11 protein-coding genes are annotated in these 16824 nt (G+C 71.9%); 2 read left to right on the top strand and 9 right to left on the bottom strand.

All coding sequences use genetic code 11. The features are described 5' to 3' along the window. Positions 1 to 78: 78 nt before the first annotated feature. The 4 genes from ACQP0P_RS09670 to ACQP0P_RS09655 all read right to left on the bottom strand — a co-directional run bounded on the left by ACQP0P_RS09670 (position 79) and on the right by ACQP0P_RS09655 (position 4212). Positions 79 to 825, bottom strand: a complete 747-nt coding sequence (locus tag ACQP0P_RS09670; RefSeq protein ID WP_350920991.1) for an SDR family NAD(P)-dependent oxidoreductase — start codon at positions 823 to 825, stop codon at positions 79 to 81. A 91-nt stretch (positions 826 to 916) separates the two neighbouring features. Next, positions 917 to 2242 (bottom strand): FAD-binding protein, encoded by a 1326-nt coding sequence (locus ACQP0P_RS09665; RefSeq protein WP_433373742.1) that lies wholly within the window; start codon positions 2240 to 2242, stop codon positions 917 to 919. Positions 2243 to 2291: 49 nt separating this feature from the next. Beyond that, positions 2292 to 3242: a decaprenyl-phosphate phosphoribosyltransferase gene (locus ACQP0P_RS09660; protein ID WP_433373739.1), complete on the bottom strand. Its 951-nt coding sequence runs from the start codon at positions 3240 to 3242 to the stop codon at positions 2292 to 2294. Between the two features lie 52 nt (positions 3243 to 3294). Beyond that, positions 3295 to 4212, bottom strand: a complete 918-nt coding sequence (locus ACQP0P_RS09655) for a DUF3068 domain-containing protein (RefSeq protein ID WP_433373736.1) — start codon at positions 4210 to 4212, stop codon at positions 3295 to 3297. A gap of 202 nt (positions 4213 to 4414) precedes the next feature. Here ACQP0P_RS09655 and ACQP0P_RS09650 point away from each other — a divergent pair, with 202 nt between their 5' ends. After that, positions 4415 to 5623 carry an acyltransferase family protein gene (locus ACQP0P_RS09650; protein WP_433373733.1) on the top strand — a complete coding sequence of 403 codons (1209 nt, stop codon included), beginning with the start codon at positions 4415 to 4417 and terminating at the stop codon, positions 5621 to 5623. Here the strand turns inward: ACQP0P_RS09650 and ACQP0P_RS09645 are convergent. After that, positions 5620 to 7503: a hypothetical protein gene (locus tag ACQP0P_RS09645; RefSeq protein WP_433373730.1), complete on the bottom strand. Its 1884-nt coding sequence runs from the start codon at positions 7501 to 7503 to the stop codon at positions 5620 to 5622. The two genes, ACQP0P_RS09650 and ACQP0P_RS09645, sit on opposite strands and share 4 nt — an antisense overlap. A gap of 76 nt (positions 7504 to 7579) precedes the next feature. On the opposite strand from ACQP0P_RS09645, the gene ACQP0P_RS09640 reads away from it, so the two are divergent. After that, entirely contained in the window at positions 7580 to 8368 is a 789-nt protein-coding gene (locus tag ACQP0P_RS09640; protein ID WP_433373727.1) for a class I SAM-dependent methyltransferase, read from the top strand. Here ACQP0P_RS09640 and ACQP0P_RS09635 read toward each other — a convergent pair. Genes ACQP0P_RS09635 through ACQP0P_RS09620 form a run of 4 tightly spaced genes read right to left on the bottom strand, consistent with a single transcriptional unit; the run spans position 8349 to position 16712 of the window. After that, a complete protein-coding gene (locus tag ACQP0P_RS09635; protein ID WP_433373724.1) occupies positions 8349 to 10190 on the bottom strand; it encodes a hypothetical protein in 1842 nt (613 codons plus the stop codon). The genes ACQP0P_RS09640 and ACQP0P_RS09635 overlap by 20 nt on opposite strands. Next, complete coding sequence (locus ACQP0P_RS09630; RefSeq protein WP_433373722.1) at positions 10187 to 11227, bottom strand: DUF3068 domain-containing protein; 1041 nt, start codon at positions 11225 to 11227, stop codon at positions 10187 to 10189. The genes ACQP0P_RS09635 and ACQP0P_RS09630 overlap by 4 nt, the downstream gene beginning before the upstream one ends. Continuing rightward, positions 11224 to 15396: an alpha-(1->3)-arabinofuranosyltransferase domain-containing protein gene (locus ACQP0P_RS09625; RefSeq protein ID WP_433373720.1), complete on the bottom strand. Its 4173-nt coding sequence runs from the start codon at positions 15394 to 15396 to the stop codon at positions 11224 to 11226. The genes ACQP0P_RS09630 and ACQP0P_RS09625 overlap by 4 nt, the downstream gene beginning before the upstream one ends. Next, entirely contained in the window at positions 15393 to 16712 is a 1320-nt protein-coding gene (locus ACQP0P_RS09620; RefSeq protein ID WP_433373717.1) for a glycosyltransferase family 4 protein, read from the bottom strand. Before ACQP0P_RS09620 ends, ACQP0P_RS09625 begins: the two co-directional genes overlap by 4 nt. Positions 16713 to 16824 lie beyond the last annotated feature (112 nt).

The raw sequence follows: 16824 nt of genomic DNA, 5'->3' as shown, positions 1-16824 counted from the left end.
CGTGTTCTAGTCTAGAATATTTCGTCGGTATTATCGGAAATCCACACCATTGCCGGGAAACCGGAACAAGAACCTGTTTCACCGAGGCATTCGGCGCCAGATCGCGCGCGGCAGCACGCGCATCACCGCGAAGAACACCCGCAGCCCGCCGGGAACCCAGACGACCTCGGCGTCCGAGCGCAACCCGGCGATCACCGCGTCGGCGACCTGGCCAGGGGTGGACGACATCGGCGCGGGAGACATCCCCTCGGTCATCCTGCCGATCACGAAACCAGGCCGGACCACCATCACCCGGGCGCCCGATCCGTGCAGGGCGTCACCCAACCCCTGCGCGAACCCGTCCAGGCCCGCCTTGGCCGAGCCGTACACGAAGTTGGCCCGGCGCACCCGCACCCCGGCCACCGAGGAGAGCACCACCAGTGTGCCGTGGCCCTGCTCGCGCAGCCGCCGCGCGGCGAAGAGACCGGCGGACACGTGCCCGCCGTAGTTGACCGCGACCGCCTCGGCGGCGGCCACCGGATCGGCGTCGTAGGTCTGCTGGCTGCCCAGTACGCCGAAGGCGGGGATGACCACGTCCAGGTCACCGACCAGCTTCGCGGCGGCCTCGATCACCTCGCCGTGCGTCTCGGGCCGGGAGGCGTCGAAGTCCAGCAGGTGCACCTCGGCGGCCCCGATCACCGGGGGCGGCCCGGCGGTGGCGTCACGGGCGGCGAGCACGACCCGGCGGGCACCGTCGCGGACCAGCCGCTCGACGATCGCCAGCCCGATCTCGCTGCGCCCACCCAGCAGCAGCACGGTGTCCACCGCGCCCAGGGCGTTCCTCATCGGCAGTCCTCCTCATCGGCGTCCGGGACCGGAACGTGTCCGCTCGCCCGCCACGGGGGCCGAGCCGCACGGCACGTCACGCGACCGCGGCTCACAGGGAGAGTCTTCTCGACAGGTCCGAGCGGAACACCCCGGCCGGATCCACCTCGTCACGGATCCCCCGCCACTCTGCCAGCCGGGGATACATCGCGGCCATCGTCTCGGCCGACATCCGCGAGTCCTTGGCCAGGTAGATCCGCCCGCCCGCCCCGGCCACCCAGCCGTCGAACTCTCGCAGCAGCCCGGCCAGCCCTCGCCGACCGGCGGGGATGTCCAGGGCGAGCGTCCAGCCGGGGGCCGGGAACGACAGCATCCCCGGCGTGCCGGGACCGAACCGCTTGAGCACCGTGAGGAAGGAGACCACCCCGTCGGCCGACAGCCGCGAGACGATCCGCCGCAGCGTCGCCTCCTCGCCGAACGGCACCAGGAACTGGTACTGGACGAAGCCGCGCGAGCCGTAGACCCGGTTCCAGCCGTCCACCGAGTCCAGCGGGTGGAAGAACGGCGCGACTCCCTGGATGAGACCGGTGCCGGGGCGCGACCTCCGGTACCAGGCCTCGTTGAAGGCCCGTACGGTCACCTGGTTGAGCAGCCCGTTCGGCGCCCAGGCGGGGGCCTTCACCGCGAAACCGGGAGCGAACGCCAGCGGGTCGGCGCCGCGCGGCAGTTCGTCGCGGGTCGCGTGGTCTCCCCTGGTGAGCACGCTGCGGCCCATCCGGGCGCCCGCGGCGAGCAGGTCGATCCAGGCGACCGTGTAGCGGTAGCGGTGATCGGTGGCCGCCATCGTCTCCAGCGTGTGGTCCAGGTCCCGGGTGCGCGTCACGTCCACCCGTACCCGGGAGGTCTCGATCGGCAGGCACTGGAACACCGCCTCGGTGATCACACCGGTGAGCCCCATCCCACCGACCGTGGCCCAGAACAGGTCGTCGCCCGGCGTCAGCGTACGGCCGGCGCCGTCGGCCGTGACGAGGGTGAGGGAGCGCAGGTGGGCGCCGAAGGAGGAGTCGGCGTGGTGGTTCTTGCCGTGCACGTCGGCCGCCACGGCCCCGCCGACCGTCACGTACCTGGTGCCCGGGGTGACCGGGACGAACCACCCCAAAGGCACCAGGGCGGTCATCAGATCGTGCAGGCTCAGTCCGCCGGCGGCGGTGACCAGGCCGGTTGTCTCGTCCAGGGACCACGAGGTCAGCGCGGTGCAGTCGAGGACCAGGCCGCCGGAGTTCTGCGCGGCGTCGCCGTAGGAGCGGCCGAGTCCCCGGACCGCGACGCCCCGGCCCGGTGCCCGCCGTACCAGCTCGGCGACCTCCTCGGCGGAGCGGGGCCTGGCCAGACGCGCGGGGGTCGGCGCGGTACGGCCCCAGCCGGTCAGGAAGGTCATCGAACCTCCTTGAGCGTGCGGAACTCGGGCCTCGGCCCCGGAGAGGAGGTCAAGGCAGGTAGATCCCGAAGGCGAGCGAGACGAGCAGGAGCGCGACGAACACCTGCGTGGGCCGGTCGCGCAGGGCGAGCTCCTCGGGCTCCTCCCCCACGCCCCTGTCCACCAGCAGATTGTGCCGCAGCACGATGAGCAGGAAGGGCACGATGCTGATCCCGTAGAACGGGCCGGGGTGGTCGTTGAGCGCCCACAGGCAGTAGGTCACGATCATGGCGCCTGACGACATCATCCGGACGCCGGACAGGTAGCCGGGAGTGTAGGCGGCCAGGATGGCGCGGGTGGAGTTGCCGCCGGCGGCGGCGCGCAGCTCGGCCTCCCGCTTGCCCGCCACGAGCTGGAGCGAGCCGAGCGAGATCACCACAAGGAACCAGCTCGTCACCGGCACGTCCACGGCGACCGCCCCGGCGAAGGCGCGGATCACGTGGCAGCCCGCGACCGCGACCAGGTCCACCACCACCTCGTGCTTGAGCCAGTAGGTGTAGGCGAAGGTCAGCGCCAGGTATCCGACGACGACGGCCGGCAGCCGCCAGTCACCCGACAGCCCGGCGAACACCGGGGCGAGCACGACGAGCAGGGCTCCGACGATCCAGGCGAGCCGTACCGAGACCAGGCCCGCCGCGATGGGGCGGTGGCGCTTGCGCGGGTGGCGGCGGTCGGCCTCGACGTCGGCGGCGTCGTTGAGCAGGTAGGTGCCGCCGGCGGCCAGGCAGAACGCCACGAAGGCGATCAGCGCGCCCAGCAGGCCCTGGGCGGTCCCCAGCACGCCGGCCGCCGCCGGGGCCGCGAACACCAGGGCGTTCTTCAGCCACTGGCGCGGGCGGCAGGCCCGGACAAGGGCGACGAGCGAGAAGCGCCGGGCGCCCGGGAGGGGGAGGTCCGGCGCGGCCGGGGGGGCCGCCGGCGGATTCGCCGACGGCCCCCCGGCCACCGCTTTCTCGTTCACCGGATCCTGGCTCGCCAGGATCCGGTCACCGGAGCTCACCGCATTCCGATCGTCAGCCCCGGCCGGTCCTGCGGACCAGGAGGAATCCGGTGACCAGCAGGGCGAGGCCCACCAGCAGCAGGATCACCGGGATCGTCACCTTGAGCAGGGTGATCTGGCTCTTGCCCTCGGTGGCGTTGCGCACCAGCTCGTCGACGGTCTGCGGGGTCATCTTGGCCGTCGCCGCGAAGGCGATGATGCTGTGGGCGCCGTCCTGGGTCCGCAGCACATCGTTGCGCTGCTGCTCCTGCTTGACCGGCGAGCCGGTCACCGGCTCGATCCAGTAGGTGTTCTTGCCCTCGTAGAACCGGTCCACCTGGACGTCGCCCGTCACGTCCGTCACGCCCATGATCGAGGCGGGGACGGTGCGGGTCTCGGTCTTCGTCTCCGGAGCCACCTGCTCGAACTTGTACGCCGGCAGGCCGTTGACGTTCTCCTCGCCGACGAACGTGGCGTCGAAGGCCATGCCCGCGGTGGAGTTGAAGACCTTGTAGGTCTTCTTCTCGACGTCGAAGGGGAACTTGTAGATCTGGCCCTCAAGCTTGCTGGGCTTCTTGTCGATGTTCACCGCGCAGCAGTTGATGCCCTCGCCGGTGTACTTGTTGAAGGCACTGCGCCGCTCGCCGAGCGAGATACCCGGGTTACCGTTCGTCGAGTCGTTGACCGCGGTGAACTCGTCCCAGACGACCCGGTCGCCCTGGGACTGGGACACGTCCCCACGAGTGGTGACGGTGATGGCGAGGTCGCCGGTCATCACCTTGAGGTCCTTGGCGCTGAAGTACTGCGCCCCGGTGGCCTCCAGCTTGCTGATCCCGTACTGGGCGGCCGGAGCCGCGATCAGGCTGCCACCGATCTGGAAACGCACCAGCGGCGCGAGCACAATGAGGAACGCCCCGACGGCTAACAGGATTACTCCGACGACCCGACGCATCTACCCTCCTGGGGGATTACAGCATGGGGGGTTTGGGGGGAAATAAGTGGATTGACAAGGCTACTGACCAGTATGTTAGGTGCAGCGAGTGATCGACGTCACCGGGGGATGCGGAAAAGTGACCGAAACAAGTTCTAGATCGGAACAGCTCTCTCCGCAGGCTCCCTCCAAAATAGTCGGTCATCTGGACACTCTGGACGGCGTGCGTGCCGTCGCCTCGCTCGCGGTGCTCGTCTTCCACGTCGCGAGCGAGTCCGGAGCCGCGCTCCGCGAAGGCTTCACCGGCGCGCTGCTCTCCCGCGGCGACGTGGCGGTGCCGATCTTCTTCGCACTCTCCGGGCTGCTGCTCTACCGTCCCTACGCGGCCGCGCTACTGTGCCAGACCCCCGCCGTCCACACCCGCGCCTACCTGTGGAAGCGGGCGGTGCGCATCCTGCCCGCCTACTGGCTGGTGGTCGTGGTGGCCATGTTCATCTGGTCACGCGACCACACCTCCGACGCCTGGAGCTGGCTGACGCTGCTGACCCTCAACCAGAACTACGTCACCGAGACCTGGTGGTTCGGCCTGGGGCCCAAGGGCCTGGCCCAGATGTGGAGCCTCTCGGTCGAGGTGGCCTTCTACGTGCTGCTCCCCCTGCTCGCGGCGGGCCTGGCCGCCTTCGCCCGGCGCGGCGGGGCGGACGTGCACCGGCGGGCCCGGCGGCTGCTGACGGGCCTGGGCGTGCTGATCGCGCTCTCCTTCGCCTGGACGCTGTTGACCTACTACCCGGAGTACCGGCCCTTCCTGAACAGCTGGCCGCCCCGGTCGATGATCTTCTTCGCCGTGGGGATGGCGCTGGCCGTGGTGCTGGCCTGGATACGCGCCACCCCGGACACCGACTCCCCCGCCCGGCGTTTCGAACGGGCGGTGTGGGCCTCCCCCGGCTCGTGGTGGCTGGTCGCCGCCCTGGCGTACGCCGTCGCCGCCTCCCCGGTGACCGGCACCCGCTTCCTCGGCATCGACGGCGTCTGGTCGGGCCTGTTCGAACTGGCCCTCTACGCGATCGTGGCCCTGTGCCTGCTCGTCCCGGCCACGCTGCCGCCGCCGGGCGACTCACCGGTGAAGGTCCTGCTCGCCAACCCGGTGATGGGCTTCCTCGGCCGCATCTCCTACGGCGTCTTCCTCTGGCAGTTCGTGGCCATCTACCTGTGGTACGGCTTCACCGAGCAGCAGCAGTTCTCCGGAAACTTCCTGGGCAACCTGGTACCCATCACCGTCATGACGCTCGCGATGGCCACCCTGACCTACCGGTTCGTGGAACAGCCCGCCCAGCGCCTCAACCGCCTCGTGCGCCCGCCCCTGCGCCCTGCGCCGGCGGAGGGCTCGGAGCGGCCACTCCCGCGGCAGGCCCCGGAGATCTCCCAGGGCTAGGAGGGCTGCTCGCCTTCGGCGACCGGCGCCCCGAGAGCGACGCCGGTCATGCAGAGCGGGGCCGTCGGATCGTCCATCACGATCTTCATCCCCTTGCCCACCCCCGCCACCGGGAAGTGGACGAGGCCGCCGGAGGTCTGCTGCAGGCTGAGCACGATCCGTTCCTCGCCGACCTGCACGGTCACCGAGACCGGCCGGTCGGAGATGTAGACCAGCGCGCCCGCCGTGGCCTTCCCGCCGAAGGAGACCGCGTCGGGGAAGAACGCGGTGCCGTCCAGGGTCCGTATGCACCGCTCGCCCTCGCCCCGGGTGGCCAGGAAGCCGAAGATGCTCATCCGCACCAGCCTGCCGTCACGATTGAAGACCTTGGCGTCCTCCGAGGGTTCCGGATGCGCCATCCTGACCCGTACGGCCGGGCGGGCCAGCGGGGTGAGCAGGTGACTGCTGAGCCGCCGCTCGCCGTTGACCGGGAGCACGATGTCGTCGGGGACCGGGGTCGGATAGATCACCACGTTGTCCGGCGCCGCGGCGAGCTGCCCGGCGACCGTTTCAAGATATGTCCGGACACGGTCGCCGGTGAGGGTGTCCCGATAGGCCCCGATCGAGATCATCGACAGCATGAGGTAGGCACCCGAGGTCAGCCCCGCGGCAAGGACGAGCGAGGACGGCGCGGGCAGCGCGCGGCGGTAGGCACCGCTCTCCCCGCTGACCGGCAGCAGGGCGAGCCCCAGGCAGATCATCAGGACGACCACCGCGTCCGCGACGTAACGGCTCTCCAGGCCCACCAGCGACGTGTAGTTGCCCCGGGCGATCACCGTGGGGATCGCGTCGGCGAGCAGCAGGTAGCCGCCCAGGACGAGCCACGCCCGCAGCGCGCGGCGCCGGTAGCGGACGGTGATCACAAGCAGGACCGCCAGGACCGCCCAGGAGACGGCGACGAGGACGTCGGAGGGGGCGGTCAGGCCGCCGGTCGGGGTCGGCGCCCAGTCGACCGGACCCCCGATCGCCCCGCTGGGGAACGTCCGGCCCAGCAGGATCGAGAGCAGGTCGGCGGTCACGCCGGGATCGGGCACCGAGGCGCCCTCCCCCGGCGCCGTGCTCATCCTGGCGAGATAGAGGATCGTGTAGGTGGCGAGCGCCAGCACGTGCGCCGACCAGAGCCGCCAGTGCCGCCGCACCTCGCCGAGCGCCGAGGTGATCCAGCCCTTCTCCCGCTCCCGCAGGAAGGCGGTGGTCAGGGCGAAGAGCAGGAAGGTGACGAAGACCCCCTTGGTGCTGAAGGCCATGCCGACCACGCACCACGCCAGCGCGTGCCGGCCGTACCGGGTGCCCTCGCCGCGGGCGAAGCGGACCTGGTCGGTCAGCGCGAGTACCAGGACGAGCTGGAGCGGCACCGCGTTGATGGCGGCCGCCCACCAGCCGAACGCCGGAATCGTCAGCGGGGAGAACAGGAACAGGGCCAGCAGCGGCAGGATCGCCGGCCGGGTGCCGAACAGCATCCGCAGCAGCCGGAGCGCCAGCACGCTGAGCAGTGCCTGCGCGACGAACGTGACACCGGCCACCAGCAGCCAGTCGTAGGGCGCGACGCGCGAGAGTACCCAGGTCAGCGCGAGGGCGCCGGGCATGAAGTGGCCCTTGTGCACCCGGGTCACGAAGTCGAGGGTGAGGTCGCTCCGGTAGGCGTCGCCGACGAAGAGCAGGTCGTCCTCGACGAAGTAGGAGTCGCGCAGGATCAGCAGCCGCAGCACCAGCGACACCACGATGAGCAGGGCGGCGCCGAGCAGCACCGGACTGCGGAGGGCCGCCAGCCAGCCGGGCAGCACGATCCGCAGCGCCGGTGGCTCCGGCCGCTCCTGCCGTTCTGTCTCCGTGGCCTCCACTGGCCCTCCCCTGCTGATCCCCGTGTTCCGGCGGAACACCCTACGAGTGTGAAAAGTTCACTGGCGATGCGGTGTTATGCTCCGCCCCACCTGGTTTGTTCTACTCCGTAGAGGAGCAGCGTTGGAGACCCACCCGGCATCGTTCCGTGCCACCCTGGGCCGGTCCGTCGCCCTGCTCGGCGGCTTCCGCAAGGAGCAGAGCGACCCGGACTTCTTCTACGGCATGCTGGCCAGGGACACGGTGGCCCAGCTCGCCTCCTACACCGAGCTGGACGGCGCGCTCGTCGCCGACGTCGGTGGCGGCCCCGGCTACTTCACGGACGTGCTGCGGTCCGTGGGCGCCCGGCCGGTCTGCGTGGACTGCGACGCGGGCGAGATGATGGCCCGCCAGGGCGCCACCCCGGAGGGCGCCGTGCTGGGCAGCGCGCTCGACCTGCCGCTGGCGACCGGCTCGGTGGACGTCTGCTTCTCCTCCAACGTGCTGGAGCACGTGCCGCGACCGTGGCGGATGGCCGACGAGATGGTCAGGGTGACCCGTCCCGGCGGTGTGATCTACCTGTCCTTCACCAACTGGCTCTCGCCCTGGGGCGGCCACGAGACCTCGCCCTGGCACTACCTCGGCGGCCACCGCGCCGCCGAACGCTACACCCGCAAGTACGGCAAGCCGCCCAAGAACCTCTACGGTGCCGGCCTCTACCCGGTCTCGATCGGTGCGGCGCTGCGCTGGGCGAAGCGGCAGCCGGACGCCACGGTCCTGGACGCCCTGCCCCGCTACCATCCGCGCTGGGCGACCCCGGTGATCCACGTTCCCGGGCTGCGCGAGATCGTGAGCTGGAACCTGCTGCTCATCCTGCGCCGCCACTGACCACCTCCTCCGGTACCGCCATGCCGAGCGCCACCGCGCGCAGGCAGACCCCGTCGTCCTGGACCGAGATCCGTACCGGCCCCGAGGCCGCCCCGGCCGGCAGGTAGACCCGGTCCTGGCCGGCTCTGAGCGGGACCTCGGTCCGCCGCCCGTCCCTGAGCACCGTGGCGCGGGTGTCCCTCGGCACCCGGTAGTCGATGCGGAAGATGTTCCCCTCGTACCCGGCGGGCAGGTCGGCGACGGCGGTGCGGTCGCTCAGCGGGAGGCAGCCACCGTCCCAGGCCGCCACCTGGGCGCCGAACACGGCGGCGGGCACCAGATGGCCGCGATCGTCGAAGGTCACCGCGCGATGAGCCGCCCCCGGGTACCTGATCCGCTCGCCGAGGGCGCCCTCGGCGAGCGGGCTGAGCGCCCGGGAGGTCAGCCGGTCCTCGACGGCCTGCCAGGGGAAGAGCATCTGGTCGGGTATCAGCGAGGGGTAGACACCCGTCTGGGGGTCGAGCCTGGCCAGGTCCGCGCGGGCCGCGTCGAAGTAGGCGCGATTGCGCTCGCCCGGCAGCCCCTGGGCGAACCCCGCGGCCGACACCAGGGTGAGCGCCACGTAGGCGCACGCGGCGGGGAGGACGAACGGTGAGACCGCGCCGTTCCCGGGTAGGTCCTGCCCCGGGGGCCCGGTCTTCCGCCACGGCATCAGGACCAGGGCCAGGCAGACGGCGAGCACCGGCGTCGCGTCGGCGATGTAGCGGCTCTCGAAGGCGTGCTGTACCGACCCCGACCGGCTGAACATGATCAGCAGTGCGTCCGCGACCAGCAGGTAGCCCACGGCCAGCGCCCAGGCACCGGCCGCCTCGGGGCGCCTGCGGCAGGTGCCCACGACGACGGCCGCCAGGACCAGCCAGGCCACGATGACCTCGACGGCCCGGTGGGCGACCAGCGGGCCCGCCGTGGTCTCCGCCCCCCAGCTCAGCGGGCCGCCCACGAGCAGTGTCGGCACCGTGCCACCGAGGAAGTTCCCGATGTACTCCACGGCCGTGTAGAACTCGGGGAGCGCGAACCCCTGACCGCCGCTCCGTCCCGAGGCCAGCAGGTAACCGGTCAGATAGGCGCCGCCCACCACCAGATAGGCCGACCAGAGTCCCCAGTGCCTGCGCACCGCCCCGACCACGCCGTGCTCGCGGGCCAGCAGCAGCACCGTGAACAGCAGCAGCACCGGCGGGATGAGCACCGCCTTCTCGAAGAAGAGCAGCCCGGCGCACATCCAGGCGATCCCGGCGAGCGCGTGCCCGGCGCGGCCGGTACGGATCAGCAGCAGCTGGGAGCGGATCGCCATGATCATGGCGATCTGCAGCGGCAGGATGTTGAGCGCCGCCGCGAACCAGGTGCCGGCCTGGAAGTTGGCGGGTGCGAACAGAAAGAGGGTGAACGGGACGAGGATGAGCGGCCTGGCACCGCAGATCAGGCGCAGCAACCGGTAGAGCGCCAGGGCCGCGCCCGCGTACAGCGCCATGATCACGATCGAGACCAGGCCCCAGTCGTAGGCGGAGATCGCCGTCAGGGCCCGGACCAGGGCGAGGGCACCCGGCATCAGATGGCCGATGTGCACCCGGAACAGGTGGTCCCAGCCGAGGGGCTCGGCCAGCGCCCTGCCGACGAAGACGATGTCGTCCTCGGCGAAGTGGGAACGGCTGAGCAGCCACCCCTTGACCGCGAGCCCCGCGAGCAGCAGGAGCAGCGCCGCGACCGTGAGCCCGTGCCGCCGCGCGAACGGACTGTGCACCCAACTGGGCAGCCGCAGCTCCACCTCCACCTGGCCGCCGCTCATCCGCGTTCACGCTCCGGTCCGGCACCGGCGGGCTTGGGAGGCCACACCCGCTCCATGAAGACATCGGCGGGCTCAGTGAGCCCAGCCGGCCCCGGACCGGCACCGGCAGGCTCCGGAGCCCGGGAAGGCCTACGGGGACGCAGACCCCAGAGGACCAGCAGGAGTCCGGCGGCGAGGAAGACAGCGGGCAGCAGGTCACGGACGACGAGGACCCAGCGGGTGAAGGCGCGGACGTCGGAGACCCTGGCGTCGACGTCCTCCTCGGACATCACCAGGTCGGCCCGCAGACTCTCCCTGCGCTCGATGCCGTCGGGGGTGCGCAGGCCCTGGCGGTGCCGTTCCGCCACCTTCACGGTCAGGCCACTCTCCGGCTCGACCCAGAGCGTGCGGGTCACCTGGGCGTAGCGGGAGACGCCGATGGCCCGCCAGGCGGGCAGTCCCAGCACCTTGCCGGGGAACTGCTCGGGGAAGTCCTCGATCTTCACCGGGCCGGCCGTGTAGGTGTACCGGTAGGTCCGCAGACCGTTGATCTGTTCCTGGCGCTCGTAGCGGAGCGGGACGGCCAGCCGGAGCGTCGTGTCGTACATCGGGTACGAGCGCGGCTCGGCGCGGAACGGCAGGCGGAAGGCCAGGCCCGACTGCCGGGCGTCGGGGTCCTCGTCGACATAGCTCTCGCAGCAGTCGACGGCCATCCCGGTACGGCGGTCGAAGGCGGTCCGACGCTCGTGGTAGTCGATCCTGTCCCCGGTGGCGGTCGTCAACGAGGTGAACTCCACCCACACCGCCGTGTCGGCGGTCCCGGCTCCCGCGTCCCCGCTCAACGTCGTGGTGGACACCAGCGGGACACCGGTGTGCGAGGTCAGCGTGCCGGTGTCGAAGTAGTCGGCGTCCAGCGCGACCATCCGGTAGGTCCTGCCCTGCTCCAGCGGCAGGACCAGCACGCTCTCGTAGACGTAGAAGCGGAGCAGCGCGGCGAGCGTGAGCAGGAAGGCGCCCGCGCCCGCGAACACCGTCCGGGGGATGCCGACTCGGGTCACCGGCCCACCACCACCGATTCGGACTCGGGTTCGGACCGCCGGGCCGTCCCGCCGCGCGACGGCGCGGGCGCCTCGGCCGCGGCGCGGCCGGGAAGCCAGGCCGTCAGCCAGGCGAGCGCCAGCAGGCAGAGCACCTGCGGCACCACACCGGTCAGCGGCCCGGTGAGCACCTCGGTCGCGTCGACCCCGCCGTACCGGGTGCCGACGGCGAGCGCGAGACCGGCCAGGCCGGTCGGCACGACCAGTGCCCAGGGCGTGGCCACCGCGCCCGCCAGGCCGGGGAGCACGCCGAGACGGGCGTGCCTGGCCTGGGCCACCGCCCCCAGCCAGGCGAACAGGAGCGCCGCCCCGGTGACGATCGCGACGCCCGCGAAGCCTCCGGTCCACAGGCCGAGGAGCGGGACGAACGGCCAGACCCAGAGCGCCCGGATCGCGGCGGGCCCCGTCCCCGGCGACCGGGCAGGCCAGGCGGGACGGACGAGCGCCAGCGCCACCACCAGCAGCACCAGCGTCCAGCCGCCGACCAGCGCCGTGCGGTAGGCGGAGTCAGGCTCGTAGCGCATGGTCACGACGCCCTGCCCCGAAGGCAGTTCCCACGCCTGCCGCCAGCCGTCCAGCCTGACCGGCTTCAGTTGCCTGCCGTCGAGGTACGCCTGCCAGCCGACGTTGTGGTTCTCGTTGACCACCAGGTAGGAGGGGGCCGTGGTGGAGACCTGGACCCGGCGCTCCCCCTGCCCCCATGCCCGCACGGTGGCGGGCGTGGCCGTGACCGCGCCCCGGGCGCCGTCGTCGGACGTCCGCACCACCATCGACTCGACCCGGAAGGCGTCGCTGGGGGACGCGCTGATCCGCGCCTCCCCCGCGCCCAGCTCGACCGGCTCGCAGGTCCGGTAGCCGAGCGGGCGGCCGTTGACCACGTCGTCCAGCGTGCCGCTGACGATCTCGGTGGCCGCCGGGTTGCCGTTCACGGTGAGCGTGGGACCGTAGCCGCAGGGCAGCCTCAGCGGGAAGGGCTCCAGCGAGCCGAGCGGTTTCACCCCCGGGATGGTGATCTCCGACACCTCGATCGACCGGGACGCCGGGGCAATGAAGCCGATCTCCAGGCGGTCGGCGCGGATCGGCGCGAAGGAGACGCGCCCGTCGGAGCCGACCCAGCCCTGCGCGGTGCGACCGCCGCCGCGCACGCTCACCTTGATCGGCGGCTGCCCCAGGAACGAGTCGGGGAAGAGGACCATGATCTGCGAGATCGTGGTCTTCTTGCCGAGCTTGACGGTCAGCGTCGGGTGGCGGTCGGTGGTCTGGGCGTACCAGGCCGTGTCCAGGTCGCCGTCCATGGCCGCGCGGCCGAGCACGGCCGGATGGTCGACCAGCGTGGAGGAGGCGCTCACCTGGGGGTAGACGCCCGGGACGGTGGTGAGCAGATGGGCGGAGGCGGGGTCGGTGAGCACCGTCCTGCCGGTGACGACGCGTTCCCCCGCGTCCTGGACCGTGAAGGTGCGGTCGAAGCCGGAGCCGTCCTCGCCGGTGATCTCCAGGGACGGCGAGCAGGTCCAGGTCGCCGAGCCGTGCATACACGGCGACGCGGACCCCTGGCGGGTCAGCAGCACCGTGCCCGGATCCCGCTCGCCGTCGGCGGGAACGACGATGCTGCGCGTCGCCCGCACGCCGGGAATCGCGACCTCGGTGATGCCGACCCGGGTGCCGGCCCGCGACGCGGGCTCCGAGACCAGCTTGGTGACCCGGATCCGCAACCGGGAGGTCTTGCCGGCCGGCGGGTTCAGCAGCTGCGGTTCCACCGAGTCCGCGACCGGCACCAGGCGCGTTCCCGTGTCGGTCTCCAGGGCGACCTCCGCCACGGCGGGTCCAAGCCTGCCCCTCTCGAACGCGACGGTGATCTTCGGCATGTCGACAGGCTCGACGAGGCGCACCTCCAGCCACTCCCCGACGGCTCCCCGCCAGCCGTCGGAGCGCCATCCGGTGCGCGGGTCGGCGTCGAGCGCCGCGTACGGCTGCCGCCCGGGGTCGCGCCGGTCGGCGGCCCCGACCCGCGACTCGGCGGAGGAGGCCCGCACGTCAAGGATGCCGGAGTAGCGGGCGGTCGCGGTGGCGGCGGTCCAGGCGGGGTCGGTGAGGTCGCTCTCCCTGCCGCGTTCCAGTGGCTGGTCCTCGGTGAGCGTGGCGGTGCCGATCCGGCGCAGGTCGCCGAAGACGATCTCGCGGCGGCGCAGCGTGTCGGTCATCACGGTGTGCTCGGGGGACGTCGTGCCCGCGCCCGGCTCGTTGCCGACCACCATGGGCCGGTCGTCGTCGAGCAGGTCCTCCTCGGCGAGGGCCAGCGCCGCCTCCGGGGCCCCGGTCACCCTGAGGGTCCCCTCGCGGGGCACCGTGGCGACGAGCGGCGCGGGGTCGGGGACCGCGTAGACCTCCAGCGCCTGGTAGGGCTGCTCGAACCAGCCCGCGGCCGTCGTGCTGGCCCTGGTCCCGATCTCCGGACCGAAGACGGCGACCCGTTCCAGGCCGGTGGACTCGGCGATGGTCTCGTGCACCCGCGCGGGCCAGGCGGTGCCCAGGCTCTCCCTGGCCAGGTCGTTGCGGACGAGCAGGTAGCTGACCCCCATCCGGCGCAGCGCCGAGGTGAGCCCCGGCGAGCCCCGGCCGGTGGCGAAGCGCTCGTCCACCGCCTGGACCAGCCTGGCCAGTCCCGGCGACCCCCAGGGGACGTTGGTGTGGGTGGCCCAGCGCACGGTCAGCAGCGACTGCATGGGCTCGTCCATCGGACGGCCCCACAGGTACTCGCCCCGGCGCGACCCGGGGGCGGCCAGGACCATGCCGTCCCCGGTGTTCCGGTTCAGCCAGGTCGCCGCGTCCCGCCAGTAGGAGGGCACGTCCTCGAACGCGCCGGCCGGGGTCGTACCCGCGGTGGCGACGGGCGACGCGCCGAGTGCGACGAGGACCGCGGACGCCGCGAGGACGGGTCTGCGCAGCCGCGCGGGACCGGCCAGTGGCAGGGCGGCCAGGCCGAGGGCGAGTGGGAGCCGCAGTAGCGCGTCGAACTTGTGCAGGTTGCGGAAGGGCGCGAGGGGACCGTCCAGCAGCGCCCTCACCTGCTCGGTCCACGGGTGGGCGAGCACGTCGGCGTGGCCGGCGGAGACGATCACGACCCCGGCCAGCAGGCTGATCGCGAGGAATCCCCGCTCCGGGGTGGCGCGGGCGGCGATCCCGGCCAGGCCGAGCCCGGCGACCAGCGCGGTCAGCGCGATCATCACGGGTCCCGTCGCCTGCTCGAACGCCGCGGGCAGGAACGCCGCCCCGTCGACCGGCAGGAACGCGATCCAGCCCGAGGTGCCGCGCAGGACGTTGATCAGCGAGGTGACGTACGTGGTGGCGTCGGCGGTCTCGATGAAGGGCAGGAAGGAGAAGATGTAGCGGCCCATCACCAGCAGGGGCAGCAGCCACCACATCGACACCGCGCCCACACAGCCCAGCCACCACAGCAGCAGGTGCCTCCTGCGGGGGCCGCGCTCACGGGTCAGCAGGTACAGCAGCGGCACGACGAGCACGGCGAGCACGGCCACGGCGTTGATCCCGCCGGCGAACAGGAGGGCCAGCGCCGACAGGGCCGCCGCCCTGCGCGGGCTCGCCCGCTGTCCGGCACCGTGCACGAGCGGCAGCAGGATCCAGGGCAGCACCGCGCTCGGCTGGAACTCCGAGGAGTTGACCCCGATCAGCGTGACGGCGTGCGGCGCCAGGGCGTAGGCGAGCCCGGCCAGTACGCGGGTGGCGGGGGTGCCGATGCCCATCGCGCGGGCCACCCGCTCGACGCCGACGAAGGCGGCGCACAGCACCAGGGTCATCCACAGGCGCTGGATGTTCCAGGGGGGCATGTCCAGCGCCTCGAAGAGGGCGTAGAACGGACCCATCGGGAACAGGTAGCCGTGCGCCTGGTTCTGCAGGTGACCGAAGAACGCGCCGTCCCACAGGTGCGTCGCCCGGGCGAGGAAGCCGAGGGGGTTGAGCGCCATGTCGAGCTTGGTCTCGGAGATGACCTGGCCGGGTGAGGTGTTGAACGCGATGGCCCCGAGCAGGAGGCAGCCGGCCAGCAGGTGCAGCCGGTGTCGAAGCCGGGCGGGCCCGGTGTCCGTGCTGTCAGGGGTCAATGCGGTGCTCAAATGGGGTCGGTCTCACCCATGGCGAGATGGAGGTCGGGGGTCCTGACCGGCGAGCTCACAGCGCTCACGGGCTGCTGTCGACGGGCGGCTACGGCGAGCTCTGTGGCGATAAGTCTGGTTATAGTAGCGCCAGTTCTTCCCCAGGTGAACTCGCCCGCCCAGGTCCGGCAGGCCTGCTGGATCGCCGCGCGCCGTACGGGGTCGGCCAGTTCCCCGATCGCCCGGTCCACCGCGTCCGCGAGCGTCTCGCCGTCCCGGACCAGCCAGCCGGTCACCCCGTCCTTGATCGAGTCGCGCAGCCCGGCGACGTCGTAGGCGACCGTGGGCACGCCGAAGGCGGCCGCCTCGATCACGGTGAGACCCCAGCCCTCGAACTCCGAGGCGGTCACGTTCAGCAGGGCCGAGCCGAGCACCGCGTTCTTGCCCGGCTCGCTGAGGAATCCGTGCAGGTGCACGCGGTCGGCGACGCCCAGCTCGGCCGCCACCGCCGCGAGGGCGTCGGACTCAGGCCCGCGGCCCACCACGTGTACCCGCAGCCCCGGACTGCTCTCGGCCAGCTCGGCCGCCAGGCCGACGACACGGTCGATCCGCTTGTGGCCGACCAACCGGCCCAGGTAGACCACGGCGGGGTCGCCGGGCAGGGGGTGCCGCGCGACCGAGCGGGCCACCGGGCTGCCGTTGGGGACGACCTGGATCGGGGCCAGCCAGCGCAGCCTGGCCCGAAGGTCCGTCCTGGAGGATTCGGAAACCGTGATCGTGGTGCGGCGGCGGTAGAGCAGCCGGGCCACCGGGCCCTCGATGAAGCAGCCGATCCTGGCCAGCCAGGACGGCAGGAAGGCGTGGAACTGCCGGTCGTGCACGTGGTGCACCAGGCAGATCACCGTGGTGCGGCGCCGTACCACGAGGGGGGAGAAGAACGGGATGCCGTTCATCGAGTCGATGACCACGTCGAAGCGGCGGCGGTGCAGCAGCAGCCAGAGCGGTACGAGCAGGTAGACGAGGTAGCGGTTGCCCATCCTGCGCAGCTCGACGCCGTTGCGCCGCTCGGCTCTGGTCTGGCCGGGCTCACGGCCGGTCACGAAGTGGACCAGGGCCCCCTGGGCGATCAGGTAGCGGCTGACCTGCCAGGCGTACTCCTCGGCGCCGCCTGCCGCCGACTGCTGTGGCTCGCGAAAGTTCAGCACCGCCACCCGGACCCCGTGCAGGGACGTCTCGGGGGTCTCGGTGACCTCCACGCTCAGGTTGGGCCACGACGGGTTGAACAGACGGGATCCGGCGTTCACGTTCCCGCCGGAAAAGGCCACGGTGTCGGCCACACTGTCTCCTCGATCCTCTACGGTGACGCGCGCCCGACTCGGGGCACGGCGGAGCCACGCTCCGTACTGTCCATTGGTGTTCAGCCTGAGCGGCTGGGAGAAAACCGCGTCC

It is taken from the genome of Streptosporangium sp. CA-115845, assembly GCF_050943795.1.
In the GTDB taxonomy this organism is placed as follows: domain Bacteria; phylum Actinomycetota; class Actinomycetes; order Streptosporangiales; family Streptosporangiaceae; genus Streptosporangium.
The sequence above is the reverse complement of the archived record's forward strand: the minus strand, read 5'-3'. Positions and strand labels throughout refer to the sequence as shown.

What these genes read in the sequence shown, in the direction of transcription:
- ACQP0P_RS09670 (WP_350920991.1), bottom strand. Translation starts at nt 825, where the DNA reads ATGAGGAACGCCCTGGGCGCGGTGGACACCGTGCTGCTGCTGGGTGGG.
- ACQP0P_RS09665 (WP_433373742.1), bottom strand. Translation starts at nt 2,242, where the DNA reads ATGACCTTCCTGACCGGCTGGGGCCGTACCGCGCCGACCCCCGCGCGT.
- ACQP0P_RS09655 (WP_433373736.1), bottom strand. Translation starts at nt 4,212, where the DNA reads ATGCGTCGGGTCGTCGGAGTAATCCTGTTAGCCGTCGGGGCGTTCCTC.
- ACQP0P_RS09640 (WP_433373727.1), top strand. Translation starts at nt 7,580, where the DNA reads ATGCTCCGCCCCACCTGGTTTGTTCTACTCCGTAGAGGAGCAGCGTTG.
- ACQP0P_RS09635 (WP_433373724.1), bottom strand. Translation starts at nt 10,190, where the DNA reads ATGAGCGGCGGCCAGGTGGAGGTGGAGCTGCGGCTGCCCAGTTGGGTG.